At 62.9% G+C, this 24,298-nt stretch carries 27 protein-coding genes; 17 read left to right on the top strand and 10 right to left on the bottom strand.

Annotated features, from left to right (window positions below; genetic code table 11):
- Positions 1–15: 15 nt before the first annotated feature.
- Positions 16–630, bottom strand: coding sequence for an MlaC/ttg2D family ABC transporter substrate-binding protein (locus ACMU_RS00310; RefSeq protein ID WP_407636974.1), 615 nt, complete (start codon positions 628–630; stop codon positions 16–18).
- A complete protein-coding gene (locus ACMU_RS00315) occupies positions 611–1,375 on the bottom strand; it encodes an MlaA family lipoprotein (protein ID WP_051587720.1) in 765 nt (254 codons plus the stop codon). Before ACMU_RS00315 ends, ACMU_RS00310 begins: the two co-directional genes overlap by 20 nt.
- Before the next feature lie 130 nt (positions 1,376–1,505).
- On the opposite strand from ACMU_RS00315, the gene ACMU_RS00320 reads away from it, so the two are divergent.
- The 7 genes from ACMU_RS00320 to ACMU_RS00350 all read left to right on the top strand — a co-directional run bounded on the left by ACMU_RS00320 (position 1,506) and on the right by ACMU_RS00350 (position 8,244).
- Positions 1,506–3,254, top strand: a complete 1,749-nt coding sequence (locus ACMU_RS00320; RefSeq protein ID WP_035255113.1) for a type I secretion system permease/ATPase — start codon at positions 1,506–1,508, stop codon at positions 3,252–3,254.
- The gene (locus ACMU_RS00325) at positions 3,251–4,552 is read left to right on the top strand and encodes an HlyD family type I secretion periplasmic adaptor subunit (protein WP_035255116.1); all 1,302 of its coding nucleotides are present in this window, start codon (positions 3,251–3,253) and stop codon (positions 4,550–4,552) included. The genes ACMU_RS00320 and ACMU_RS00325 overlap by 4 nt, the downstream gene beginning before the upstream one ends.
- Positions 4,553–4,623: 71 nt before the next feature.
- Complete coding sequence (locus tag ACMU_RS00330; RefSeq protein WP_035255118.1) at positions 4,624–5,088, top strand: RidA family protein; 465 nt, start codon at positions 4,624–4,626, stop codon at positions 5,086–5,088.
- Positions 5,085–5,852 (top strand): glycerophosphodiester phosphodiesterase family protein, encoded by a 768-nt coding sequence (locus ACMU_RS00335; protein ID WP_035255120.1) that lies wholly within the window; start codon positions 5,085–5,087, stop codon positions 5,850–5,852. The genes ACMU_RS00330 and ACMU_RS00335 overlap by 4 nt, the downstream gene beginning before the upstream one ends.
- Before the next feature lie 36 nt (positions 5,853–5,888).
- Positions 5,889–7,094, top strand: a complete 1,206-nt coding sequence (locus tag ACMU_RS00340) for a GNAT family N-acetyltransferase (protein ID WP_035255122.1) — start codon at positions 5,889–5,891, stop codon at positions 7,092–7,094.
- The gene (locus ACMU_RS00345) at positions 7,091–7,387 is read left to right on the top strand and encodes a 4a-hydroxytetrahydrobiopterin dehydratase (RefSeq protein ID WP_035255124.1); all 297 of its coding nucleotides are present in this window, start codon (positions 7,091–7,093) and stop codon (positions 7,385–7,387) included. The genes ACMU_RS00340 and ACMU_RS00345 overlap by 4 nt, the downstream gene beginning before the upstream one ends.
- A complete protein-coding gene (locus ACMU_RS00350; protein ID WP_035255126.1) occupies positions 7,387–8,244 on the top strand; it encodes a mechanosensitive ion channel family protein in 858 nt (285 codons plus the stop codon). The genes ACMU_RS00345 and ACMU_RS00350 overlap by 1 nt, the downstream gene beginning before the upstream one ends.
- A gap of 16 nt (positions 8,245–8,260) precedes the next feature.
- Here ACMU_RS00350 and ACMU_RS00355 read toward each other — a convergent pair whose 3' ends face one another.
- A complete protein-coding gene (locus ACMU_RS00355; RefSeq protein WP_035255127.1) occupies positions 8,261–8,749 on the bottom strand; it encodes a peroxiredoxin in 489 nt (162 codons plus the stop codon).
- A gap of 85 nt (positions 8,750–8,834) precedes the next feature.
- On the opposite strand from ACMU_RS00355, the gene ACMU_RS00360 reads away from it, so the two are divergent.
- Genes ACMU_RS00360 through ACMU_RS00370 form a run of 3 tightly spaced genes read left to right on the top strand, consistent with a single transcriptional unit; the run spans position 8,835 to position 11,267 of the window.
- A complete protein-coding gene (locus ACMU_RS00360; RefSeq protein ID WP_035255130.1) occupies positions 8,835–10,046 on the top strand; it encodes an NAD(P)/FAD-dependent oxidoreductase in 1,212 nt (403 codons plus the stop codon).
- Positions 10,043–10,609 carry a 16S rRNA (guanine(966)-N(2))-methyltransferase RsmD gene (rsmD, locus tag ACMU_RS00365; protein ID WP_035255134.1) on the top strand — a complete coding sequence of 189 codons (567 nt, stop codon included), beginning with the start codon at positions 10,043–10,045 and terminating at the stop codon, positions 10,607–10,609. The genes ACMU_RS00360 and rsmD overlap by 4 nt, the downstream gene beginning before the upstream one ends.
- A gap of 7 nt (positions 10,610–10,616) precedes the next feature.
- Positions 10,617–11,267, top strand: coding sequence for an HAD family hydrolase (locus ACMU_RS00370; protein ID WP_035255137.1), 651 nt, complete (start codon positions 10,617–10,619; stop codon positions 11,265–11,267).
- 7 nt (positions 11,268–11,274) lie between these two features.
- Here ACMU_RS00370 and map read toward each other — a convergent pair whose 3' ends face one another.
- Positions 11,275–12,120, bottom strand: coding sequence for a type I methionyl aminopeptidase (gene map, locus ACMU_RS00375; protein WP_407636975.1), 846 nt, complete (start codon positions 12,118–12,120; stop codon positions 11,275–11,277).
- Between the two features lie 54 nt (positions 12,121–12,174).
- Entirely contained in the window at positions 12,175–12,885 is a 711-nt protein-coding gene (sfsA, locus tag ACMU_RS00380) for a DNA/RNA nuclease SfsA (protein WP_035255962.1), read from the bottom strand.
- 46 nt (positions 12,886–12,931) lie between these two features.
- On the opposite strand from sfsA, the gene ACMU_RS00385 reads away from it, so the two are divergent.
- Genes ACMU_RS00385 through ACMU_RS00400 form a run of 4 tightly spaced genes read left to right on the top strand, consistent with a single transcriptional unit; the run spans position 12,932 to position 15,885 of the window.
- On the top strand, positions 12,932–13,660 hold the full coding sequence (locus ACMU_RS00385) for a competence/damage-inducible protein A (protein WP_035255963.1): 729 nt from the start codon (positions 12,932–12,934) through the stop codon (positions 13,658–13,660).
- Entirely contained in the window at positions 13,657–14,361 is a 705-nt protein-coding gene (locus tag ACMU_RS00390) for a GNAT family N-acetyltransferase (protein WP_035255139.1), read from the top strand. The genes ACMU_RS00385 and ACMU_RS00390 overlap by 4 nt, the downstream gene beginning before the upstream one ends.
- A gap of 13 nt (positions 14,362–14,374) precedes the next feature.
- A complete protein-coding gene (locus ACMU_RS00395) occupies positions 14,375–14,950 on the top strand; it encodes a peroxidase-related enzyme (protein ID WP_035255141.1) in 576 nt (191 codons plus the stop codon).
- Positions 14,947–15,885: an OmpA family protein gene (locus ACMU_RS00400; RefSeq protein ID WP_035255144.1), complete on the top strand. Its 939-nt coding sequence runs from the start codon at positions 14,947–14,949 to the stop codon at positions 15,883–15,885. Before ACMU_RS00395 ends, ACMU_RS00400 begins: the two co-directional genes overlap by 4 nt.
- A 3-nt stretch (positions 15,886–15,888) precedes the next feature.
- Here ACMU_RS00400 and ACMU_RS00405 read toward each other — a convergent pair whose 3' ends face one another.
- The 5 genes from ACMU_RS00405 to ACMU_RS00425 form a co-directional block, all read right to left on the bottom strand.
- Positions 15,889–16,797 (bottom strand): LysR family transcriptional regulator, encoded by a 909-nt coding sequence (locus tag ACMU_RS00405; RefSeq protein WP_035255147.1) that lies wholly within the window; start codon positions 16,795–16,797, stop codon positions 15,889–15,891.
- 123 nt (positions 16,798–16,920) lie between these two features.
- Positions 16,921–18,945 carry an NADPH-dependent 2,4-dienoyl-CoA reductase gene (locus ACMU_RS00410; RefSeq protein ID WP_035255149.1) on the bottom strand — a complete coding sequence of 675 codons (2,025 nt, stop codon included), beginning with the start codon at positions 18,943–18,945 and terminating at the stop codon, positions 16,921–16,923.
- Positions 18,946–19,016: 71 nt separating this feature from the next.
- Positions 19,017–19,391 (bottom strand): hypothetical protein, encoded by a 375-nt coding sequence (locus ACMU_RS00415; protein WP_035255152.1) that lies wholly within the window; start codon positions 19,389–19,391, stop codon positions 19,017–19,019.
- A gap of 10 nt (positions 19,392–19,401) precedes the next feature.
- Positions 19,402–20,175, bottom strand: a complete 774-nt coding sequence (locus ACMU_RS00420) for a DUF6478 family protein (RefSeq protein WP_035255154.1) — start codon at positions 20,173–20,175, stop codon at positions 19,402–19,404.
- A 134-nt stretch (positions 20,176–20,309) separates the two neighbouring features.
- A complete protein-coding gene (locus ACMU_RS00425) occupies positions 20,310–20,948 on the bottom strand; it encodes a hypothetical protein (protein ID WP_152544466.1) in 639 nt (212 codons plus the stop codon).
- Between the two features lie 155 nt (positions 20,949–21,103).
- Here ACMU_RS00425 and ACMU_RS00430 point away from each other — a divergent pair, with 155 nt between their 5' ends.
- The 3 genes from ACMU_RS00430 to ACMU_RS00440 all read left to right on the top strand — a co-directional run bounded on the left by ACMU_RS00430 (position 21,104) and on the right by ACMU_RS00440 (position 24,266).
- Positions 21,104–21,976 (top strand): CPBP family intramembrane glutamic endopeptidase, encoded by an 873-nt coding sequence (locus tag ACMU_RS00430; RefSeq protein ID WP_035255160.1) that lies wholly within the window; start codon positions 21,104–21,106, stop codon positions 21,974–21,976.
- Positions 21,977–22,047: 71 nt separating this feature from the next.
- Positions 22,048–22,995, top strand: coding sequence for an acetyl-CoA carboxylase, carboxyltransferase subunit beta (gene accD, locus ACMU_RS00435; RefSeq protein WP_035255162.1), 948 nt, complete (start codon positions 22,048–22,050; stop codon positions 22,993–22,995).
- Positions 22,992–24,266, top strand: a complete 1,275-nt coding sequence (locus ACMU_RS00440) for a bifunctional folylpolyglutamate synthase/dihydrofolate synthase (protein ID WP_035255164.1) — start codon at positions 22,992–22,994, stop codon at positions 24,264–24,266. Before accD ends, ACMU_RS00440 begins: the two co-directional genes overlap by 4 nt.
- Positions 24,267–24,298 lie beyond the last annotated feature (32 nt).

Here is a 24,298-nt window from a genome sequence, read left to right on the forward strand (position 1 = left end):
GGCGCGCTTGAACCGTTAACCGGCTTTCTTCAGATCCGCGATCAGGCGATCCAAATTGCCGCCGCGCCTGTCCAGCATCGCACCAATCTCGGCCCGTTCCGAGGCCAACATGTTTACCCCTTCGATATACATGTTGAAAAACAGGTTGCGGCCCGATTTGTCCGACACCAGAAAGATCACCTCGAAGGGGGACTCGCCTTGCAGGAAGGCGGTCGTTTTGACCTCGAAGAAGGTTTTCACCGGACGGGCGCTTTTGACCTCCAGCCGACCACCGACAAATTCGCGGAAACGCTTGCCATACTTGCGCGACAAGTAACCGCTGAACGCGTCGGTAAAGGCCGACATCTGCGCCGACGAGGCCGAACGCGCCGTTACACCAAGCGCCGATCGCGCGATGATCGGTACGTCGGAATACTTTGTGAACACGGCTTCGAACTGTGCGATCATCTGACGTTCGGACCGGCCGGAATTGATGATCCGGTTGATCTCGGTGATCATGCCGTTGATCAGCCTTTCCGCCTGCGCGGTGTTCAGAGCAAAGGCGGGGGCAGCAAAGCCAGCCACACCAGTGGCCGCAACCAGCCCGGCAAGGGCGGAACGACGGGTAATGTTATTCTGCATACGGGTCATCGTAAGGGTCCGTGTACTCGATCTCTTCGCCGGCATTTTGTCCAAGCTGAAACCGGCGGTTCTGAAGGTAAAGCAAGCGCGCTTGGGCGTAGCTGTCTTCACTTTCATATAGCACGCCATCGATCGTTCCCGAGAAGCGGTAACGAGAATTTGCAGCATCCGCGACCCCGGTCACCGTCTGTGCCGTGCGCACGTCGCTGGGCAAAAGAACGCGTGTCGGGCTGATCACGAAATCCACCACTTTGCCAATGGCGTCGCGTTCGGTCGACGGGCCCAGCACCGGCAGTTCCATATAGGCGCCTTCCCGCGCGCCCCAGACATGCAGGGTTTCGCCAAAGTCACTTTCACGCACGGGAACGCCCATGGCATCCGCGGGGTCCAGAACACCGGCAAGGCCAATGGTCGAGTTCACAAGGAACCGGGACGTGTTGCTGGCCGCGTCGTCGATGCGCAACTGCAGCAGGTCATTGATGACCATGCCCGGCAACGCAAGGTTCTGGGCAAAATTACTGACGCCGGTACGGATGGGGTTGGGCACAACCTCGCCATAGGCATTCGCGACCGGCTTCGCCACGTGGGTGTCCAACTGCTTGTTGGTTTCATGATGTTCGCGGTTTGCGGTCTCGTACGGGTCAAAGATACCGGTGCTGTCCCGCGGGCCTGTGCAGGCGGCCAGGGCAGCAAGGGCTGAAACAGCAATCAGAGTTTTGGCGCCGATCCGAGAAATAGAGTTGGCAAATAACATTGGGTGCCCCAAAGACTTTAGGTAACTGTTGCGCAACATAGGTTGGGGTGCGAAGAATCCTATAGGCTATGCGTATAATGCACGAAGAATGTGGTTTTGAAGCAATAAATCGCGCAGGCGGGTAAGACAGATGGCAACACAAAAGCAACAACGCGAGCAGCAAAAGGGCCTGGCAGAGCTGCGCGAGGCGCGCGCCAGCGGCAACCGGCTGTTCCTGGCAGTGGGTCTGTTTTCGGTGTTCGTGAACCTGCTGATGCTGACCGGTCCGATCTTCATGCTGCAGGTTTATGACCGTGTGCTGGGCAGCCGGTCCGAGGAAACGCTGCTGGCGCTGTCGATCCTTGTGGCGTTCCTGTTCCTGATGATGGGGCTGCTTGATTACGCTCGTGGCCGCGTGATGGCGCGCGCCGGGGCGCGGTTTCAGGCCCTGCTGGATGGGCGCGTCTTTTCCGCCGTGCTGCGTCAGGCCGCGTTGGGCCGCAACGAGGATATGTCGGAAAACGGCCTGCGCGAGCTGGACGCGGTGCAGCGGCTGATCTCGTCGCCGGTGTTGCTGGCGTTCTTTGACATTCCGTGGACGCCGGTCTTTCTGATGGGCATTTTCATCTTTCAGCCGTGGCTGGGCATGCTGGCGGTTGTGGGTGGCGGGACGCTGATCTTTATCGCGCTGCTGAACCGCTGGATGAGCCGCGCGCCGGGCCTGCAGGCCGCGCAGACCGCCGCGCAGGCCGATCACATGGCCGGTATGCTGCGCACCGATGCCGAAACCGTGCGCAGCCTTGGCATGGCAACCGCCGCCTTCGAACGCTGGCAAATTGCGCGCAAGAAAGCGCAGGAATTGCAGGTAAAATCGGCCGATCTGGGCGGCACCTTCACCACGCTGACCAAAACGCTGCGGATGTTTTTGCAATCGGCGATGCTGGGCCTGGGGGCCTATCTGGTGTTGCAGGACAAGATGACGGCGGGCGGCATGATCGCCGCGTCGATCATGCTGGGCCGGGCCCTGGCGCCGGTGGAACAGGCCATCGGCCAGTGGCAGGTGTTTCAGGCGGGCGCCAAGGGCTGGAACAGCCTGACAACCCTGCTGGGCGAGATCCCGCCCGAGGCGCCGCGCACCGCCCTGCCGCGCCCCAAGGCCAAGCTGGAAGTGTCGCAACTGACCGTGGTGCCGCCGGGCGAGCAGCAGGCATCGCTGCGGATGATTTCCTTTGACGTGCAGCCCGGTCAGGCGCTTGGGGTTATCGGCCCCTCGGGCTCGGGCAAATCCACGCTGGCGCGCGCGATCACCGGCACGTGGCGCGCGGCGGGTGGGCGCATCCGTTTGGACGGTGCGGCGCTGGATCAGTTCGAACCGGATGTGCTGGGCAGCCATATCGGATACCTGCCGCAACGGGTAACGCTGTTTGACGGCACCATCGCCGAGAATATCGCCAAACTGTCGCTGCAACCGGATTCGGCCAAGGTAGTCGAGGCGGCCAAGAAAGCCGACGCCCACGACATGATCGTGCGGCTGCCCAATGGCTATGACACCCGCGTGTCGGCCGCCGGCGGGCGCCTGTCGGGTGGGCAGATGCAGCGCATCGGACTGGCGCGCGCGCTGTATGGCGACCCGGTGATCCTGGTGCTGGACGAGCCGAACTCGAACCTCGACAGCGATGGCAGCCAGGCGCTGAACACCGCGATCCGCCGGATGAAAGAGGCCGGCGGCGCGGTGATGATCATGGCGCACCGCCCCGCCGCCATTCAGGAATGCGACACGTTGCTGGTGCTGGACGGCGGCACGCGCAAGGCCTTTGGCCCGCGCGACGAGGTGCTGAAAAGTGCAGTGAAAAACCACGCGCAGATCCAGAACTCGCGCGGGCAAGGAGGCGTCACATGACCCAGCCAACCACATGGTCCGCGCGCGGGCCGATGATCCTGGGCTTTGTGGCGCTGCTGTGCCTTGTGGGCGGTTTTGGCACCTGGTCGGTCATCGCCAATATCTCGGGCGCGATCATCGCGCCGGGGCAGGTTGAGGTGGACCAGAACCGGCAGGTTGTTCAACACCCCGATGGTGGCGTGGTTGAGATTGTCGAGGTCGAGGAAGGCCAGAGCGTCGCCGCCGGTGACGTGCTGATCCGTCTGGACCCCACGGTTCTGGCCTCGGAACTGGCGATTGTTGAGGGGCAGTTGTTCGAACTAATGGCACGCCGGGGTCGCCTGTCGGCCGAGCGCGATGGGCGCGATGCGGTGTCCTTTGACCCCGAGCTTCAGGACCTGATCGCAGAGCGGCCGGATGTGGCGGAACTGGCCGAAGGTCAGACGCGCCTGTTCACAGCCCGCGCGGCCAGCCTGACCAAAGAGGCCGAGCAACTGGCCGAACGCCGCGTGCAGATCACCGATCAGGTGCGTGGAATCGAGGCACAACAAGCCGCGCTGGAACAACAGCGCGACCTGATCGGGCAGGAACTGAGCGACCTGCAGAGCCTGCTGGAGAAAGGTCTGGCACAGGCCAGCCGCGTGCTGAGCCTGCAACGCGAGGCGGCGCGTCTGGAGGGCCAGGTGGGCGAGCTGACAGCCTCGGCCGCGCAGGCCCGTGGCCGCATCACCGAGATCGAGATCGAGATCCTGAAACTGGGCACCGCCCGACAGGAAGAGGCCATCACCCAACTGCGCGATCTGCAATATCGCGAGTTGGAGATGAAGGAACGTCGCCAGGCGTTGAAACAACAGCTGGACCGGTTGGAGATCCGCGCGCCGGTCTCGGGCATCGTTTACGGGCTGGCGGTGTTTGCCCCGCGCTCGGTTATCCGGCCAGCTGACGAGGTGCTGTACCTGGTGCCGCAGGACCGCCCGCTTGTGGTCGCGGGCCGGGTGGACCCGATCCACCGCGACGAGGTGTTCGTGGGCCAGCCCGTGCGCCTGCGGTTCGCCACGTTTGATGCGCGCACCACGCCCGAGTTGCAGGGCACCGTCACGCAGGTCTCGGCCGATGCCTTTACCGATGAACGGACGCAGGCGAGTTTTTATCGGGCCGAGTTCGTGCTGGACGATGGCGAGGTTGAGAAACTCGGCGATCTGAAGATCGTGCCCGGCATGCCGGTTGAGGCCTTCGTGCGCACCGCTGACCGCACGCCGCTGGCCTATTTGGTCAAACCGCTCACGGATTATTTTAACCGCGCCTTCCGCGAAAGCTGATTTGGCGGTTTTCCGGCGCGCGCGCGCGGGCTAGCCTGCGGCTGATTCCAAACACCAAGGAGGCCCCGCCCATGGCTGGCACGTTCGAAACCCGTCTGTCCGAAATGGGCGTGACCCTGCCCGACGCCCCGGCGCCTGCGGCCAATTACGTGCCCTTCGTGGTCACCGGCAACACCGTCTATGTATCGGGCCAGATCTCGATGGATGCGGGCGGCATGATCACCGGCAAGCTGGGCGACGACATGGACGTCGACGCCGGTGCCGCCGCCGCACGCGTCTGCGCGATCAATCTGCTGGCGCAGGTCAAAGCCGCCTGTGGGGGCGATCTGGACCGGTTGGTGCGGGTTGTGAAACTGGTTGGGTTCGTGAACTCCACCGCCGATTTCGGCGACCAGCCCAAGGTGATCAACGGCGCGTCGGATTTCATGGTCGAAGCGCTGGGCGAAGCGGGCCGCCACGCGAGGTCGGCGGTCTCGGCCGCGTCACTGCCCTTTGGCGTGGCGGTCGAGATCGAAGGGATCTTTGAAATCCTATGACCGCCCTGCCCCGGTCGTTCGTGACCACGCCCATCGCGCATCGCGCCTATCATGACCTGCCCGCGGGTCGCCCCGAAAACTCGCTGGCCGCCGTTCAGGCGGCGGTGGATGCGGGCTATGGGATCGAGATCGACATTCAACCCTCGGCCGATGGCGTGCCGATGGTGTTTCACGATTACGATCTGGAACGGCTGACCGGCACCAAGGGGCCTGTGGCCGGCAAAACCGCGGCGGAACTGGCCGATCTGGGCCTGATCGGCGGCGGCCCGGTGCCGACATTGGCACAAGTGCTGGATCTGGTTGCAGGTCAGGTGCCGCTGTTGATCGAGGTGAAGGATCAGGATGGCGCGATGGGCCCGGATGTTGGGCCGCTGGAGGGTGCGATTGCCGAAACCTTGCGCGGGTACACCGGCGACGTGGCGCTGATGTCGTTCAACCCGCATTCGGTGGCCGCACTGGCCGACCTGTTGCCCGACATTCCGCGCGGGTTGACCACATGCGCCTATGCGCCCGAGCATTGGCAATTGCTGCCCGAAGCGCGCCGCGCCGAACTGCGTGAGATTGCCGATTTCGACCGTGTGGGCGCCAGCTTCGTCAGCCACGGGCATAACGACCTGCCGATGCCGCGCATTGCCGCGCTGAAGGCGGCCGGTGTGCCGATCCTGTGCTGGACCATCCGGTCGCCCGAAGAAGAGGCAAAGGCCCGCGAAATTGCCGACAACATCACCTTCGAAGCCTATGCCGCGCCGCTCACCCAAGGTTGAAACGGCGCTCGCCGGGCACAGGTATAGTCTGACCAGATGACCGGCCAAGAGGACAGTGGTGTGCAGGCACAGATCGAGATTGAGGCGATTGGCTCGCTGAGCCAAATCGACGCCGAAACGTGGGATGCCTGCGCCGCGCCCGAGGCCGCGGATGGCGGCCGCCCGCTGGACCCGTTTACCACGCACCGGTTTCTCAAAGCGCTGGAGGATAGCGGCTCGGTTGGTCGCGGCACCGGCTGGCAACCCAGCTATCTGATCGCGCGGGTCGACAGGCAGGTGATCGGCGTGGCGCCCCTTTATGCCAAAAGCCACAGTCAGGGCGAGTATATCTTCGACTGGAACTGGGCGCATGCCTATGAAGGCGCGGGCGGGCGGTATTACCCGAAACTGCAGATGGCCGTGCCCTTCACACCGGCCACCGGGCGTCGGCTGCTGGCCCGCCCGGGGTTCGAGGAAACCGCCCGCGCCGCGCTGGTGCAGGGCGCGGTGCAGGTGGCCGCGAATAACGAGATCTCGTCGCTGCATATCACCTTTTGCACCGAGGCCGAGGCGCAGGACGGCGAGGCCATGGGTCTGATGCGGCGGTACTCGCAACAGTTCCACTGGCTGAACGACAATTACGCCGATTTCGACGGCTTCCTTGGCGCGCTGTCGTCGCGCAAACGCAAGAACATTCGCAAGGAACGCCGCACCGCGCAGGATTTTGGCGGCACCATCCACGGGCTAACCGGCGACGCGATTCAGCCGGAACACTGGGACGCGTTCTGGCATTTCTATCAGGACACCGGCGCGCGGAAATGGGGCTCGCCCTACCTCACCCGCGCGTTTTTCGACATTGCGCAGGACGTGCTGCGCGACGACATCTATCTGGTCATGGCCGAACGCGACGGCACCTATATCGCCGGGGCACTGAATTTCATAGGGCGCGAGACGCTTTACGGCCGCTATTGGGGCGCGATCGAGGATCACCCCTGCCTGCATTTCGAGGCCTGCTATTACCAGGCCATCGACTTTGCCATCACCCACGGCCTGGCCCGGGTCGAGGCCGGCGCGCAGGGCGAACACAAGCTGGCGCGCGGATATATGCCGGTCCACACCCATTCACTGCACTGGATTGCTGATCAGGGCTTTGCTAAAGCGATCAGACAATTTCTGGATGCGGAACAAAACGCGGTGGGCGAAGAGATCGAAATTCTGACCTCGTACGGGCCGTTCCGAAACACCGGCGAGGAACAGGAATGACCGATAAATTGACCCAGGCCGAACGCGACGCCGACCTGCCCGCGCTGTTTGACAGCGGCTGGGCGCAGGTTGAAGGCCGTGACGCCATCACCAAAACCTTTGTCTTCAAGAATTTTATTCAGGCCTTTGGCTGGATGACCCAGGTTGCCCTTTGGGCGGAAAAATGGGTGCATCACCCCGAATGGTCGAATGTTTACAAAACGGTCGAGGTTACGCTGACCACGCATGACGCCGGCGGGCTCAGCGCGCTGGACGTGAAACTGGCCAAGAAGATGGACGCATTGAGCAGCTGATGGATTTCAACGCAATTTACACCACGCCGTTTATCTACGGCAAATCGCTGGCCGACATTCTGAACCCCGACCTGCTGGCCACGTTCACCGGCAACGTGTTGGCGGCCGTTGGTATTCTTCTGGCGGCCTTCATCGTGTCACGCTGGGCCAGCGGGCGGATCAAGCATCTGGGCCTGAAATACGAAAGCCTGGACGACACGCTGTTTATGTTCCTGTCGGCGATCATCCGCTATGCGATCCTGATCTTTGCCGGGCTGTTTGTGCTGAACACGTTCGGGGTGCAGACGACATCGTTTGTTGCGGTCATCGGTGCCGCCGGTCTGGCCATTGGTCTGGCGTTGCAGGGTACGTTGTCCAACGTCGCCGCCGGGGTGATGATCATCCTGTTCCGGCCCTTCAAGCTGGGAGATTTCATCGAGGTCGGCGGCCAGATGGGCACCGTGAAGAACATCACGCTGAACTTTACCGAGATCGCCTCGATCGGCAATGTGCAGATCATCGTGCCCAACGCGCAGGTCTGGGGCAACACCATTGTCAACTATTCGGCCTATCCGCTGCGCCGGGCCGAGTGGGAGTTTGGCGTGGGATACGGCGCCAATCTGGCCGATGCGCAAAGGATCATCCTTGAGACCATCATGGCCGACCCACGGTCCATGGCCGAGCCCGAGCCGTTTATTCAGGTCAACAACCTGAACGCCAGCTCGGTGGATTTTCTGGTGCGCGTCTGGGTCGATGCGGGCGAATTTTTCACCTATCAGGCCGAGATGAAGCGCAAGGTCAAAGAGGCGCTGGATGCCGGCGGGGTCGATATTCCGTTCCCCACCCGCACCATCATCATGGAAAAGCCCGGCGAATAACGCCGGGCATTATGCCTTAGATCTGGTCCAGCAGCGTTTCGCCGGACGAGATATCACACTGGCCGGGCGACGGCTCGGGGTTCAGCACCTTCACCTCACCATCCTCGACCAGCATGGTGAACCGCTTGGACCGGTCGATCAGACCCACGGGCGGGGCCGAAAAATCCATGCCGATGGCCTTGGTGAACTCGGCCGCCGCGTCGCCAAGGAAGGTGATCCCGGCCTCGGCCCCGCCAGTGTCTTTGCCCCATGCGTCCATCACGAAAACATCGTTGACCGACACACAGATCACCTCGTCCACGCCCTTGGCCTTCAGCTGATCCATCACCCGCATGAAGCTGGGCACATGCAGGGTGGAACAGGTGCCGGTAAAGGCGCCCGGCAGGCCAAACAGCGCCACCTTGCGACCGGCAAGCTTGTCTGACAGCTGAACTTCTTCGGGGCCCTCTGCACCCATGGTCACCATGGTTGCGTTGGGCAATTTTTCTCCGACTGCAATGGTCATTCCGCGCGCTCCTTAAACATTGCGTTTCCAATGCTGTCAGTTATAGGGTCCGCCGCAAACGAGACCAGATAAAGGTACGCGGGACATGGCAGAAATCGTGGTGATCGGGGCCGGGCAGGCAGGTTTCAGCCTGGTGGCGAAACTGCGCGCCCTTGGCTTTGACGGCCCCCTGACCCTGATCGGCGCGGAACCCGCCCCGCCCTATCAGCGCCCGCCCCTGTCCAAGGCCTATCTGAAAGGCGAGATGGAGCTGGAGCGGCTGTTTTTCCGCCCCGAAGCGTTCTACGTCGAAAATGACATCGCGCTGCACCTGTCGTCATCTGCCCTGCGGATCGATCGCGAGGCCCGGCAGGTGCATGTGGGCGACAAGGCGTTTGCCTATGACCAGCTGGCCCTGACCACCGGTGCCGCCCCGCGCCGCCTGCCGGATACCGTTGGCGGCAACCTGCGCGGGGTGCATGTGATGCGCGATCTGGCCGATGCCGACGCATTGGCCCCGGCCATGACCGAAGGCGGCCGCGTTCTGATCGTGGGGGGCGGCTATATCGGGCTGGAGGCCGCCGCCGTCGCCGCCCAGCGCGGCATGAACGTGACGTTGGTTGAGATGGCGCCGCGCATCCTGCAACGGGTCGCCGCGCCCGAGACCAGCACCTATTTCCGCAAGCTGCATGCCAGCCATGGCGTGGACATCCGCGAGGGCGTGGGCCTGACGCGCCTGCTGGGCGAGACCCGCGTGACCGGCGCCGAGCTGACCGATGGTTCGGTGATCGATACGGACGTGGTGATCGTGGGCATCGGCGTGGCCCCGGCCACACATCTGGCCGAGGGTGCGGGCCTGACACTGGACAACGGTATCGCTGTCGACGCGCAGGGGCGCAGTTCCGACCCGGCCGTTTGGGCCGCGGGCGATTGCGCCAGCTTCCCCCATCGCGGCACCCGCATCCGGCTGGAAAGCGTGCAGAACGCCATTGATCAGGCCGAGCTGGTGGCCGAAAACATGCTGGGCGCGGGCAAGGATTACGACCCGAAACCGTGGTTCTGGTCAGATCAGTATGACGTGAAACTGCAAATCGCGGGGCTGAACACCGGTTACGACAAGGTGGCGATCCGCCATGGCGACACCGACGCGGCCCTGTCGCATTGGTATTATGCGGGTGTGCAGCTGCTGGCGGTCGACGCGATGAACGACCCGCGCGCCTACATGGTTGGCAAACGCCTGATCGAGGCCGGCAAATCGCCCGACGCTGGCACCATCGCCGATCCGGCAACCGACCTGAAGGCGTTGCTGAGGGCATGAGGATCATCGCGGGTAAACATCGCGGGCTGGCGCTGGCCTCGGTCGGCAAGGGCGATGCGGGCGCGCATCTGCGCCCCACCACCGACCGGGTGCGCGAAAGCCTGTTCAACCTGCTTTTGAACGGCGGCTATGGCGATCCGGTCGACGGCGCGCGCGTACTGGACCTGTTTGCCGGCACCGGCGCGCTGGGGCTTGAGGCGCTGTCGCGCGGCGCGGCACACGTGACCTTTGTCGACGATGGCGGCAAGGCGCGTGCCCTGATCCGCGAGAATGTGGGCAAGTGCAAAGCCGAAGGCGTGACCAAGATCTTCCGTCGCGATGCCACCAAGCTGGGCGAGGTTCGGGGCGCGCCGTTTGACCTGATCTTCCTTGACCCGCCCTATGGAAAAGGTCTGGGCGAACGGGCGATGGGCGCCGCGTTTTCGGGCGGCTGGGTCGCGCCCGGCGCCCTGATCGTGTGGGAGGATAATTCCCCCATCACCCCGCCCGCCGGACTGTCCGTTTTGGACAGCCGTAAATACGGCGACACGTTGATCACCATCCTTCAGGCCGACGAGGAATGACCACCCCATGACACATCCCCCCAAGGCCGTGATCTTTGACTGTGACGGCGTTCTGGTCGACAGCGAGCCGATCACCAACGACATCCTGCACGAAAACCTGGCCCAACACGGGCTGCATATCCCGCGTGACCGCATCGAAGAGCTGTTTGTGGGCGGCACCATTGCCGGTGTGGGTGACACGGCGCGCGAAATGGGGGCGGCGCTGCCCGATGACTGGGTCGATCAGATCTATGCCGCCATTTACGCCCGGCTGCGCGCCGGAACACCCCTTGTTGCCGAGGTTCTGGGCGTGCTGGACGCGCTGGATGCGCGCGGCATTGCTTATGCGGTGGGTTCCAACGGCAGCATGGACAAGATGCAGATCACGCTGGGCCAGAATGGGTTGTGGGACCGGTTCGCGGGGCGCATGTTCTCGGCCCATGTGCATGCGAAACCCAAGCCCGAACCCGATCTGTATCTGCTGGCGGCAGAGCAGCTGGGCGTGGCGCCAGCCGATTGCGTGGTGGTGGATGACAGCCCCTCGGGCTGTATCGCGGCGCAGCGTGCGAGCATTCGTTGCTTTGGCTATGCCGAACGCTCGGACCCGGCGCGCCTGACCCCACACGGGGCCATTCCGGTGGCCTCGATGGCAGAACTGCGTGCGAAACTGGGCGTCTAGGCCCGTTTCACCCCCAGGTTGGGTGGTACTTTCCGCCCGGTGACAGGGTGAAGATATCAACCCCGTCGGCGGTCACGCCAACCGAGTGCTCAAACTGCGCCGACAGCGATTTGTCGCGGGTGATGGCCGTCCAGTCATCCGACAAAACGCGGGTTTCGGGGCGGCCCAGGTTGATCATCGGCTCGATGGTGAAGAACATGCCTTCCTGCAACACAGGCCCCGTGCCCGGGCGGCCATAATGCAGCACATTGGGCGGGGCGTGGAACACCTGTCCCAGCCCGTGCCCGCAGAAATCGCGCACCACGCTCATCCGCTGGCTTTCGGCATAGCTTTGGATGGCGTGGCCGATATCGCCAAAGGTGTTACCGGGTTTAACCGCCTCGATCCCTTTCATCAGGGAATCGTGGGTCACCTGAATTAGGCGTTCGGCAAACTTCTTGGGCTTGCCGGCCACATACATGCGGCTGCTGTCGCCATACCAGCCATCAACGATCACCGTGACGTCGATATTGACGATGTCGCCCTCGCGCAGCTGGTCATTGCTGCGGCCGGGGATCTTGGCACCGGGGATGCCGTGGCAGACGACGTGGTTGGTGCTGATGCAACTGGCGTGGCGATAGCCCTTGTACCCGATGGTGGCCGAGCGTGCGCCCGCGTCATCCACCGCCTGTTCAATCCGCGCGTCCAGATCACCCGTGCCGACGCCGGGTGCCACATGTTCGGCGATATCGTCCAGGATCTGCGCCGCCAGACGGCCAGCCGCATGCATTCCGGCGAAATCGCCGGGTTCATAAAGCCGAATGCCTTCTTTTGTGCGGCGCTCGTGCATGCCTTCGTCCAAGCCAGCCTCCATCAAAATCTCTGCCCTTAGATAGTCCTGCGCGCCCGAAAGTGCCAGCCCCCCGGTTTACGCGGCGTTGCCGATGCGTTCAATTTTGTCGCCCAACGTGATGCCATCGGGCGAAATGGCGGTGCCAATGGCCATGGCCTGCACCCCTGCTGCGCGTGCCTCGGCAAAAGCGGCGGCGTATTTGGGGTCAATGTCATCGGCCAGCTGCATCCGTGTACAATCCGTGCGTTGCACAAGGTACAGCATCACCGCCACCGCCCCATCCTGCGCGACCTGCGCCAGTTCACCCAGATGCTTGGTGCCGCGCGCGGTCACGCTGTCGGGAAACTCGGCCAACCCGGGCTGTCGTGACAAGGTGACGCTTTTGACCTCCACAAACACCGGTTTCGGCCCGCCGGTCAGCAGGAAGTCAATCCGGCTGTTTTCGCCGTATTTCTGCTCGGGCTTTACGGTGTCATAGGGTGGCAGGCCGGGCACCTGCGCCGCCTGCAACCCCGCACGCAGCACCCGGTTGGGCAGGCTGGTATCAACCCCGGTGAAATGGCCGTTTTCATGATCCACCAGCCGCCAGCCGAATTTCAGCTTCTTCCTGGGGTCGTCATTGGGCTCCAGCCAGATCCGGGCGCCGGGGTCGGCCAGCCCCATCATCGAGCCCGGGTTGGCGCAATGGGCGGTGATCTCGCGCCCGTCCTCCAACACCGCGTCGGCCAGAAAGCGTTTGTACCGCCGCACAAGACGCGCGGGGATCAGAGGGGTTTGAAAGCGCATGCCCATTGCCTATACCGGGGGCCGACACAGCTCAAGGATGCCCGCCATGCCCAACCCCACCGCCGCGATGCTTGTCATCGGTGACGAGATCCTTTCGGGCCGCACACGCGACGCCAATATGCATTATCTGGCGGGTGAGCTGACCAAGGTTGGCATCGACCTGAAAGAGGTGCGCATTGTCTCGGATGATCGCGACGCCATCATCGCCGCAGTGAATGCGCTGCGCGGGGCCTATGACAATGTGGTGACCTCGGGCGGGATTGGGCCCACCCATGACGACATCACCGCCGATTGCATCGCCGCCGCCTTTGGCGTGGGGATCGATGTGCGCAACGACGCCCGCGCCATCCTGCAGGAGCGCTATGACGCGATGGGGACCGAGCTGAACGCCGCCCGTCTGCGCATGGCGCGCATTCCCGATGGCGCGGCGCTGATCGAAAACCCGGTCTCGGGCGCGCCGGGATTTTCGCTGGAAAACGTGCATGTGATGGCCGGGGTGCCGTCGGTGTTTCAGGCCATGGTGGCCTCGCTTGTGCCGACGCTGACCGGCGGCGTGCCGATGTTGAGCCAAAGCCTGCGGATCAACCGGGGCGAGGGCTCGATCGCCGAGCCGTTGGGGGCCTTGGCTGCCGAGTTCCCGGACCTGTCCATCGGCAGTTACCCGTTTCAGCAGAACGGCATTTACGGCGTGAATGTGGTGATCCGGGGCACCGATGCCGGGCGTCTGGATGCGGCTATGACCAAGCTTGCCGCGATTGCCGGGCTGCCTGCGTGACCGACCGCGCGCTGTACGACTCCATTGCGGCCACATGGCCCGCCGCACAGGTGCGCAGCCTTGGCCCATGGACCCTGCGCGATGGCGCGGGCGCGGGCAATCGCGTGTCGGCCACGACGGCCACCGGCGACGTGACGGCGCGGGATATCGATCAGGCCGAGGCCGCGGGCAGCAACCTGTTCATGTTGCGCCCGTGGGAGGGCGCGCTGGACGCCGAGCTGGACGCGCGCGGTTACGCCCTGAAAGACCCGACATTGCTGATGACCGCGCCGGTGGATCGGGTGACCCCACCGCGCCCGGCGCCGTTTGGCGCGTTCACCATCTGGCCACCGATGGAATCGCAGATCGAAGTGTGGGAGGCCGGCGGAATTGGTCCGGAACGGCGGGCCGTAATGGACCGTGTGACCACTCCCAAGACCGCGATCATGGGGCGCGCGGGCAACCGCGTGGCCGGCGCCGCCTTTGCCGCCATCGACCGCGACACCGCCATGATCCACGCGGTTGAGGTGACACAGGACAGCCGCCGGCAAGGCGTCGCCCACAAGATGATGGGGCGCGCAGCCATCTGGGCACAAGATGAAGGCGCATCAACCTTCGCCATCCTTGTCACCCGGCAAAACACCGCTGCACGCGCACTCTATGCTTCCCTCGGGCTGACGGTTGTGGGACACTATCATTATCGTTTCAAAGCAACGCCCTGAGAGGCAGGCGCAGTTGAACAAAGGCGAAAAACGGCCCACGGCGCTGACCCTTGACGAGGTCTCGCCGCTTCCTGAGGACACGCAGGCGTATTTTGACCTCTGCGCCGAAAAGCTTGGGCTGGTGCCAAATGTCTTGCGCGCCTATGCGTTTGATATCGACAAGCTGAACGCTTTTACCGCGATGTATAACGACGTGATGCTGGCCGATAGCGGCCTGTCGAAGCTGGAGCGCGAGATGATCGCGGTGGTCGTGTCGTCGATCAATCGGTGCTGGTATTGCCAGGTCGCCCATGGCGCCGCGGTGCGCCAGATCTCGGGAGATCCGAAGCTGGGCGAGGCGCTGGTCATGAACTACCGCATGGCGCCTTTGACCAACCGGCAGCGCGCGATGCTGGACTTCGCCGCGCTGCTGACGGAACGCTCGGCCACGGTTGAAGAATCTGACCGACAAGCCTTGCGCGATCACGGGTTCACTGACCGCGACATCTGGGACATCGCCTCGGTCACGGGGTTTTTCAACATGTCGAACCGCGTCGCGTCGGCGGTAAACATGCAGCCCAATGATGAATACCATGGGGCCGCCCGATGATCCGCGCGTTGCCCTTCCTTTTGCTGCCTGGCCTGGCGGCGGCGCAGGGGCTGCAATTCCCCGAAACTGCGGCGCTGAGCTTTGATGCAACCGAACCGATGGGCAGCTATGCAATGCCCATCGCCGCCTGGGACGGCACCGCAGTGCCCACTGTTTCTGTCGAAGGCACGGTGACCCGACAGGCCTGGCAGGCAGATGCAACGCCGGCCACCACTACGCTGGAAATCCTGCAACCGCTGCGCCAGCAGCTTTATGCCGCCGGGTTCGACGTGCTGTTCGAATGCGAGGCGCGCAGTTGCGGCGGGTTCGACTTCCGCTATGGCACCGACACGCTGACCGAGCCACATCTGCATGTCGACCTGGGCGACTATCGCTTTTTGGCCGCCCGTCTGACCGACGGGATAGAGCCGCAATTCGTCAGTCTCCTGGTCTCGCGCACGGCGCAACGCGCCTATGTGCAACTGATCCACGTTGGCCCTGCGGATCAATCCACGCCGGTGGCTGCGGCCTCGACCAAGAGCACACAAGCCGCCCCTACGCTGGCCACAACCGTGGATCAGCCCCTTGCCTATCAGTTGGACGAGATCGGGCGGGCCGTACTGCTGGACCTGACGTTTGAACGGGGGTCGTCACAGCTGACCGAAGGGGCCTACCCGTCGCTGGGTGAGCTTGCCGACTATCTTTCAACACATCCCGATAGGCGGATTGTTCTGGTAGGCCACACCGATGCCGAGGGCAGCCTGGAAAACAATATTGCGCTGTCGAAACGACGCGCGGCCTCGGTCATGCAGCGATTGATGGAAGATCACGGTGTGCCCCGCGCGCAGGTGGCTGCGCAAGGCATCGGGTTTCTGTCGCCGCTGGCCAGCAACCTGACCGACGATGGCCGCAGCCTGAACCGTCGGGTCGAGGTTATCCTGGCGACAATCGAGTAGCGGTTACCAGATTTCCGGGCTGGGCGGCTGGGCGAAGCTTTCAACCAGAAAGTCGATAAAGGCACGCACCTTGGGCTGCGTGAACCGCCCCGGCGGATAAACGGCGTAGATGCCCAGGGGCTCTATCGGCAGATCGGGAATGGCCTCTTCCACCAATCCCTGCTCCATCGCCTCCTGAAACAGGAAGGTCGGCAAGTTGGCGATACCAAGGCCCGAGATTGCGGCGTTCAGCAGCGATTGCCCGTCATTCACCGTCAGCCAGCCGGCGGTGCGCACCTGACGCTTTTCGCCCGAAGGCGCGGTGAGGCGCCAGACATTGCCGCTGGCTTGGTTGGAATAGTGCAGCAGCTTGTGTTCGTTCAGATCGTCGATCTTTTCCGGGCGGCCGTATTTGGCGAAGTATTCCGGGCTGCCGATCATCCGCTTGCTGGTTTCGGTCAGCTTGCGCGCGCGCAGGGTGCTGTCTTCCAACTCACCGACGCGGATGGCCATGTCGAACCCTTCCGAGATCAGCTCGACAAACCGGTTGTTCAGCACCATGTTCACCGTGATCTCAGGGTAACGTTGCAGGAAATCGCCCAGAACCGGCGACAGATAGTTCACGCCGAAATCGGTCGCGACCGAAATGCGCAGCAGCCCCGAGGGCGCCGATTGCATCGATGTCACCAGCGCATCCGCCTCGCCCGCGTCGTTCAGAACGCGGCGCGCGCGGTCGTAATAGGCCAGGCCAATCTCGGTCGGGCTGACGCGGCGCGTAGTCCGGTTCAGCAGACGCGCGCCCAGACGTGCCTCGAGCGACGACACGTGTTTGGACACGGCAGATTTGGAAATGCCCATCTTTTTGGCAGCATCGGTGAACCCGCCTTGGTCCACAACCGTGGCAAAGGCTTCCATTTCCGTCAGTCGGTCCATCTGCTTCCCTTCGTCGTCACAAAAACTTGAGAAACGTTATCCCGGCGAAATCGGGCAGGAATGGGACGGACCGCTGACAATATCAGGGTTTCAATTGGAATGTGGAGCCATTGGAAACGGGGATTAGAGCGTTACCGCCAGACTTGTGCCTTGATCTATCGCGCGCTTCGCATCCAGTTCGGCGGCCACGTCGGCGCCACCGATCACGTGGGCGGTGATGCCGCGTTCAGCCAGATCGTCGGCCAGGCTGCGCAGCGGCACCTGCCCTGCGCACAGCACCACGGTGTCGGCCTCGATCAGGCGCGGGTTCTCGCGCGCTTCGCCCGATGACACCATCACGCCCGCGTCGGTGATCGCCTCGTAATTCACCCCGCCGACCATCTGCACGCCAATGGCTTTCAGCGTTGCGCGGTGGATCCAGCCGGTGGTTTTGCCCAACCGCTTGCCCGGTGCCTCGGCCTTGCGTTGCAGCAGGGTGATCTGGCGTTGGGCCGGCGTTGGTTGCGGACCGTCGGGTGACAGGCCGCTGCGATGCGCCGCCGGGTCGGTCACCCCCCATTCGCTCAGCCACGCCGGCAGGTCGGTGGCGGGCGAGTGATCGACACCCAGAAACTCGGACACATCGAACCCGATACCGCCCGCGCCGATCACCGCGACCTTGTCGCCCACCGGCGCATTGTGGCGCAGAACGTCGATATAGCTCAGAACATTCGGCCCGTCCTGCCCGTCGATCCCCGGATCGCGCGGCAGAACGCCGGTGGCAATCACCACCTCGTCGAACCCGGATAGGTCGTCGGCCGACACCTCATGCCCCAGTTGCAGGGTGATCCCGGCCCGATCAACCATCGTGGCGAACCAAGCGACCAGCCCGTGAAATTCCTCTTTTCCCGGCACCATCTTGGCCATGTTCAACTGCCCGCCGATCTGATCGGCCTTGTCGAACAGGGTGACATTGTGGCCACGCTCGGCCGCCGTCAGCGCCGTCGACAGCCCAGCAGGCCCCGCCCCCACGATGGCCACAGACTTTGCCGTCTTGGCCGGTTCCACCACCAACTCGGTTTCGAAGCACGCGCGCGGGTTCACCAAACAGGTCGAGATCTTGCCGCCAAACGTATGGTCCAGACAGGCCTGGTTGCAGGCGATGCAAGGGGCAATCTGCGCGGCCTGCCCGGCCTCGGCCTTGGCAACGAAATCCGCGTCGGCCAGGAACGGCCGGGCCATCGACACCATGTCGGCGCAGCCTTCGGCCAGAACCTCTTCGGCAACCTCGGGCGTGTTGATCCGGTTCGACGTGATCACCGGGATGCCCACCTGCCCCATCAGCTTCTTGGTGACCCATGCAAAGGCGCGGCGCGGCACCGAGGTGGCAATCGTCGGCACCCGTGCCTCGTGCCAGCCAATGCCGGTGTTCAGGATGTTGGCGCCCGCCTCTTCAATCGCCTGCGCCAGTTGCACCACCTCGCCATAGGTGGAGCCATTGGGGACCAGATCAATCATGCTCAGCCGATAGATCACGATGAAATCTTCACCCACCGCTTCGCGCACACGGCGCACAACCTCAATCGGCAGGCGGATGCGGTTTTCATACGACCCGCCCCAGCCGTCGGTGCGCTTGTTGGTATGCGTGGCAATGAACTGGTTCAGGAAATACCCTTCCGAGCCCATCACCTCGACCCCGTCATACCCCGCCTCGCGGGCGCGCGCGGCGGCGGTGGCGAAATCGTCGATCTGTTTCTGGATGCCGGCCTCGTCCAGTTCACGCGGCGGAAAGGGCGAGATCGGCGATTTGATCGCCGAGGGGGCCACGCATTCCGGGCCATAGGCATAACGCCCGGCATGCAGGATCTGCATCGCGATCTTGCCGCCCGCGTCGTGTACCCGGTCGGTGACGATGCGGTGGTTGGCAATGTCTTCGTCCGAAAACAGCCCCGCCGCGCCGGGGAACACACCGCCCTCGGCATTGGGGGCCATGCCGCCCGTGACCATCAGGCCGACGCCACCGCGGGCCCGCGTGGCATAGAACTCGGCCACCCGGTTCCAGTCGCCGCGCTCTTCCAGCCCGGTATGCATCGAGCCCATCAACACGCGGTTTTTCAGCGTGGTAAAGCCAAGGTCCAGCGGGGCGAGAAGATTTGGATATTGGGTCATGCGGTCCTCCGTTGGCGGCCGAGGATTATCCCGATTGCCGCCGGAGTCACGCGCAACGCTGCGTCAGTGTTTTACATCGTCTCCAGGCAATGACGGCGGAACGCTTTTTTCAGCATGTCCAGTTCAGCCCGCAGCATATCAACCTCGGCCCGGACATCGTCTTCCAAAGGCTCGCCCGTGACAATCGCAAACGAGGAAAGCCTGTCTCCGGTGACTTTGTCCTGAATGACAAAACTTTGCACACCGTCGGTCAGAACCTCGACCGGGATTGCAACAGCCACCAGGTATTGCCCCTCGTTGTCGGGATCAGGCGCCACAACGACGCCTTCAACGGTTTGCCCCAGATGCGAAACGGTCAGCTCTGGTTCGACACCGTCGGTGCCGGTAAGAATGCCTTCCCAAACGCCAGCGTGGATACGTTTCTTGGTCAGGATCAAATCCGTCATCTCGGCACCCCTACAACTCGGCCCGCGGTCGGCGGCTGAGCGCCAGATCGCGAATGATAATCTGGTTCAATTCCGGCCCCTCAAAGATAAGGTCCAGCCACATACGCTCGACGCGTTTTTCGTTCAGATTGGTATAGGCCAGGTCGAACTCCACCATGGTGCGCCCGTCACGCAATGGTAACTCGCGGACCACTTGTTCGGTATTGGGCCCGTGTTTCACGTTCAGGCGCGCAAAAATTTCCAGCGGCTTTTCCAGCTCGATGATGGCTTCCAGCCGGACAAGATGGCGCTTGGTCAGGCCTTCGGTCGCATTGTCCGGCAATTCCACCACCAAAGACAGGAAAGAGCCATCGAAACTGAACACTTCAAGGCTGGTTCCGAAGGGCGCAAGGTCTTCTTCGCGGACGTTTCTGATTTGCCGGAATGTCAGCTCGGACACGTTGCAATCGTGGAAAATCTTGGTTTCAGCACCGAATTCGGTGGCAGACTCAACCGCCGAGGCCCCTTGCCGCGTCAGTTGTTCGCGCCAAAGCTCGGGCCGATGGGCCCAATCTGATCCCAGTGGTTTTTGAAACGAGTTGCTGCCGATCAAAGGCAGGGTCAGCCGTGCATCCGCCTGATGGATCACGCGATTCAGTTGGCGGCGCAGCATCCTTGCGCTGGACCTTTGCTGACGCAAAGTGCTCAGGCTGATCACCGGGGCACGATTGGCCTTGCGCCGCCAACGGCGCAGCGCAACACGCTGAACAAAATGGTCCAAAATAGAAGCGAACCCGTTCGCCATTCCCCTGTCGCCCCAGTCACACTGATTGTTATTGCGCTACAATGTTGTATCGCCGAATTGTGAACAATTCATCCTATGTTGTTGCCACTGTTTCAAGGACTTCAACGAAAACTTGGGCACAATTTTTTCCGCTGTTACCCTGCCTTAGGGGAAGTCGCGCGAATTTTTCGCACCAACGCCTGCAAAATCGCCATACCGGTTTCCGCGCTGAGTTCTGAACTGGCCAAGGACATAACCGAGGCCGACAGCAAATTGTCATTTACCACGAAAATTGCCCGCCATTGGTTGCGTCCCAACCCTTCGGCCCGACCATTGTCTGACAGCTCTGCCTGCAGAACAAACATGTCATCCGTGGTTTCGGTTGAGACGAGGCTGACACCCGAAGGGTCGCCATCCATTGCAATTGCCGAGCGGCCGTCGCTTGAGCGAAAGAACGCCTCGGCACCGGACAAAGACGCGTCAAACTCGCCCGTTTGTGCAGGTCGCGTTACCGTCACAGTGATCAGTGATTTGGCAAATGGCGCGGTGGCTGAGGGTGTTGCCGAGACACTGCTGCAACTGGCCAACAGCACGAAGGCCTCATCCCGGTTTTCGCGGGTCGCACGTGGGTCGACGCAGTATCCGTCGGGGCCGGCGACGACCACCTGTCCGTCCATTACACTGCGTGTCACTGCGGCCGGGACCGTGCCATTGATATCGCCAAGGCAGCCCGCCAGTACCAACGGTGACAGCACCGCGAAAGCACGGCCAATGAAGCGCGCCAACCTAGGCATGTTGGGTCGTATCCGCGAACATTGTTCTCGATCCCTGGCAATGCGAGTCCTATGTTGCGAATAGCGAGGCCGCAGCAGCATCTCAAGCGCCTTAAAACACACAGACCCATTTTGGTGGGGATTTCACGACGAAGCGCAGATTTCGGGGGCAGACCTTGCACAATTCGAACTTCGACTCCTTCCTGGCACCAGCCCGCGCCTATCCTCAGGTCTGGCGGCTGTTGCTTGGGTTGGTGGTGCTGATGACTGTAACCATCGGCGTTCTGGTCATCTTGTTCTACGCGATCTCGAAATTCAGCGACCCTGCGTGGATTCGCGGCGTCTTCAACGGCACCGACCAGCAATCGCCCGAATCGTCATTGGTCTTGCTCGGCACTTTCATTCCCATGGCAGCCGCTGCGATTCTGGCCGCGGCGGTTCACAGGCGCGGATTGCGCAGCCTGTTGGGCGGATGGGCGGTCACATGGCGGGACTTTGCGCGGGCCATGACCATGCTTGTTCCGCTCTATGCCGTCTACATGGGTTTGGGCTTTGTCATGTTCGACGCAGAACCAAACCTCGCGCCGGGTGTTTGGCTGAGCCTTTTGCCATTGGCCCTGCTGTTGTTGTTCATTCAGATTTCGGCCGAAGAGCTGGTGTTTCGCGGATACCTGATGCAGCAGCTGGCCGCTCGGTTCTCGGCGCGGGTGGTCTGGATGGGGCTGCCCGCCGTTGGGTTTGCATTGCTGCATTACGACCCCGAGGCGCAGTCGCTTGCGTGGGGGATTATTGCCGTCACGTTTGTTTTTGCCCTGATCGCTGCAGATCTGACGGAAAGGACCGGAAACCTTGGTGCCGCGCTTGCCCTGCACTTTACCAACAATATCGTGGCCATTCTGCTTTTTGGCATCAAGGGCAGCCTTTCGGGGTTGGCGTTGTACGTCACGCCCTTTTCTATTTCCGAGGCGGGCCCCATTATGACCGCCCTGGTCTTGGATACCGTCGCCATGATGATCACCTGGAGGGTGCTTCGATCGCGGTTTTCATGACGGATGAGTTTGCATTTTCCGATTCTGCGGCTTATTTCGACGTGACCGTTGACGAATAGGCCATTGCCCGCATGAACTGGATTACAAACTACGTCCGCCCCCGCATCAACTCGATCTTCTCGCGCCGCGAAGTGCCCGAGAACCTGTGGTCGAAATGCGACGAGTGCGGCACGATGCTGTTCCACCGCGAGCTGCGCGATAATCAGAACGTCTGCACCAATTGCGGCCACCACATGGCCATCACCCCGCGCGAACGGTTCGCGGCGATGTTTGATGGCAGCGTCTTTAACGAGATCGACGTGCCCGAGCCCATCCACGACCCGCTGCAGTTCCGCGATCAGAAGAAATACCCCGACCGCATGAAGGCCGCGCAGAAGAAAACCGGCGAACGCGACGCGATGCTGGTGGCCGAGGGCGAGATCGGCGCGCTGCCGATCGTGGCCGCCGCGCAGGATTTCAGCTTTATGGGCGGCTCGATGGGCATGTATGTGGGCAACGCCATTATCGCCGGGGCCGAGCGCGCCGTGGCCACGGGCAAGCCCTTCGTGCTGTTCTCGGCCGCCGGTGGCGCCCGCATGCAGGAAGGCATCCTGTCGTTGATGCAGATGCCGCGCACCACGGTTGCTGTGGAAATGGTGAAAGAGGCTGGATTGCCTTATGTGGTGGTGTTGACACATCCCACCACAGGTGGCGTGACGGCGTCCTATGCGATGCTGGGCGATGTGCATATCTCGGAACCAAATGCGTTGATCGGTTTTGCCGGAGCCCGCGTGATCGAACAGACGATCCGCGAAAAACTGCCCGAAGGGTTCCAGCGGGCGGAATACCTGCTGGATCACGGCATGCTGGACCGTGTAACGCCCCGCACCGAGATGCGCGAAGAGCTGATTACCATCCTGCGTATGCTGATGAACCAGCCGCCCGCCATCAAGGGCAACCTGCCCGCGCCCGAAGCCCCCGAGGCCGCACCCGTCGCCGAGGCGGCCGTGACTGCCCCCGAAGCCGAGCCCAAGCCGTGACACCGCAACACAGCGACGTCATCCTGCAAAGGCTGATGGCGCTGCACCCCAAGGTGATCGACCTGACGCTGGATCGTGTCTGGTCGCTGCTGTCGGCCCTGGACAACCCCCAGGACAGGCAGCCGCCGGTGATCCATATCGCCGGCACCAATGGCAAGGGCTCAACCCAGGCGATGCTGCGCGCCGGGCTCGAAGGGGCGGGCAAATCGGTGCACGCCTATACCTCGCCGCATCTGGCCCGGTTTCACGAGCGTATCCGCGTGGCCGGTGATCTGATCTCCGAAGACGCGTTGCAGGCGATGTTGCTGGAATGCGAGGCCGCCAATGGCCCCGATCCCATCACCTATTTCGAGATTACAACCGCCGCCGCCCTTCTCGCCTTTGCCCGCGTCCCGGCCGATTATACGTTGCTCGAAACTGGGCTCGGCGGGCGGCTCGACGCCACGAATGTGATCAACCGCCCGGCCCTGACGGTGATCACGCCGGTCTCCATCGACCATCAGCAGTTTTTGGGCACCACCCTGGCCGAGATTGCCAGCGAAAAGGCCGGGATCCTCAAGCGCGGCGTGCCCTGCGTGGTTGGCCCGCAAGCCGACGACGCGATGGATGTGATCGAGGCCCGCGCCGCCCGTCTTGGCGCGCCGCTGTTAGCCTATGGTCAGCACTGGCATGTGTACGAGGAACACGGGCGGCTGGTCTTTCAGGATGAAACCGGCCTTTTGGACCTGCCGCTGCCCAACCTTCTGGGCGCGCATCAGGTGATGAATGCCGGGGCCGCCATTGCCGGGCTGCGGGCGCTGGGGTTTGACGACGCGGCGTGCGAGGCCGCCGTCACCCGCGCCGAGTGGCCCGCCCGGATGCAGCGGCTGCGCAATGGCCCGCTGGTCGCAGCCGCCAAGGGGGCCGAGCTGTGGCTGGATGGCGGGCACAACCCTGCCGCCGGTATGGCGATTGCCGAGGCGCTGGGCCGTCTGCCCGCCCGCCCGCTGCACTTGATCTGCGGCATGCTGAACACCAAGGACGTGACCGGATATATGGCACCGCTGGCCCCGTTGGCGCACAGCCTGCATGCGGTGTCGATCCCCGGTGAAACGGCAACACTTTCTGCCGCTGAAACCGCGACCGCGGCCCGCGAGGTCGGCATCGACGCAGTCGAAGTTGCAGACCCCGCCGCCGCCATCGCCGCCATCACCGCGCGCGACCCGTCGGCGCGTATCCTGATCTGCGGCTCACTCTACCTGGCCGGCCAGATTCTGCGCGATAACGCTTAGACCTCGTGCGCCCTGCGGGGATGCAGGCGGCG

The organism is Actibacterium mucosum KCTC 23349, from assembly GCF_000647975.1.
Classification (GTDB): Bacteria; Pseudomonadota; Alphaproteobacteria; order Rhodobacterales; family Rhodobacteraceae; genus Actibacterium; species Actibacterium mucosum.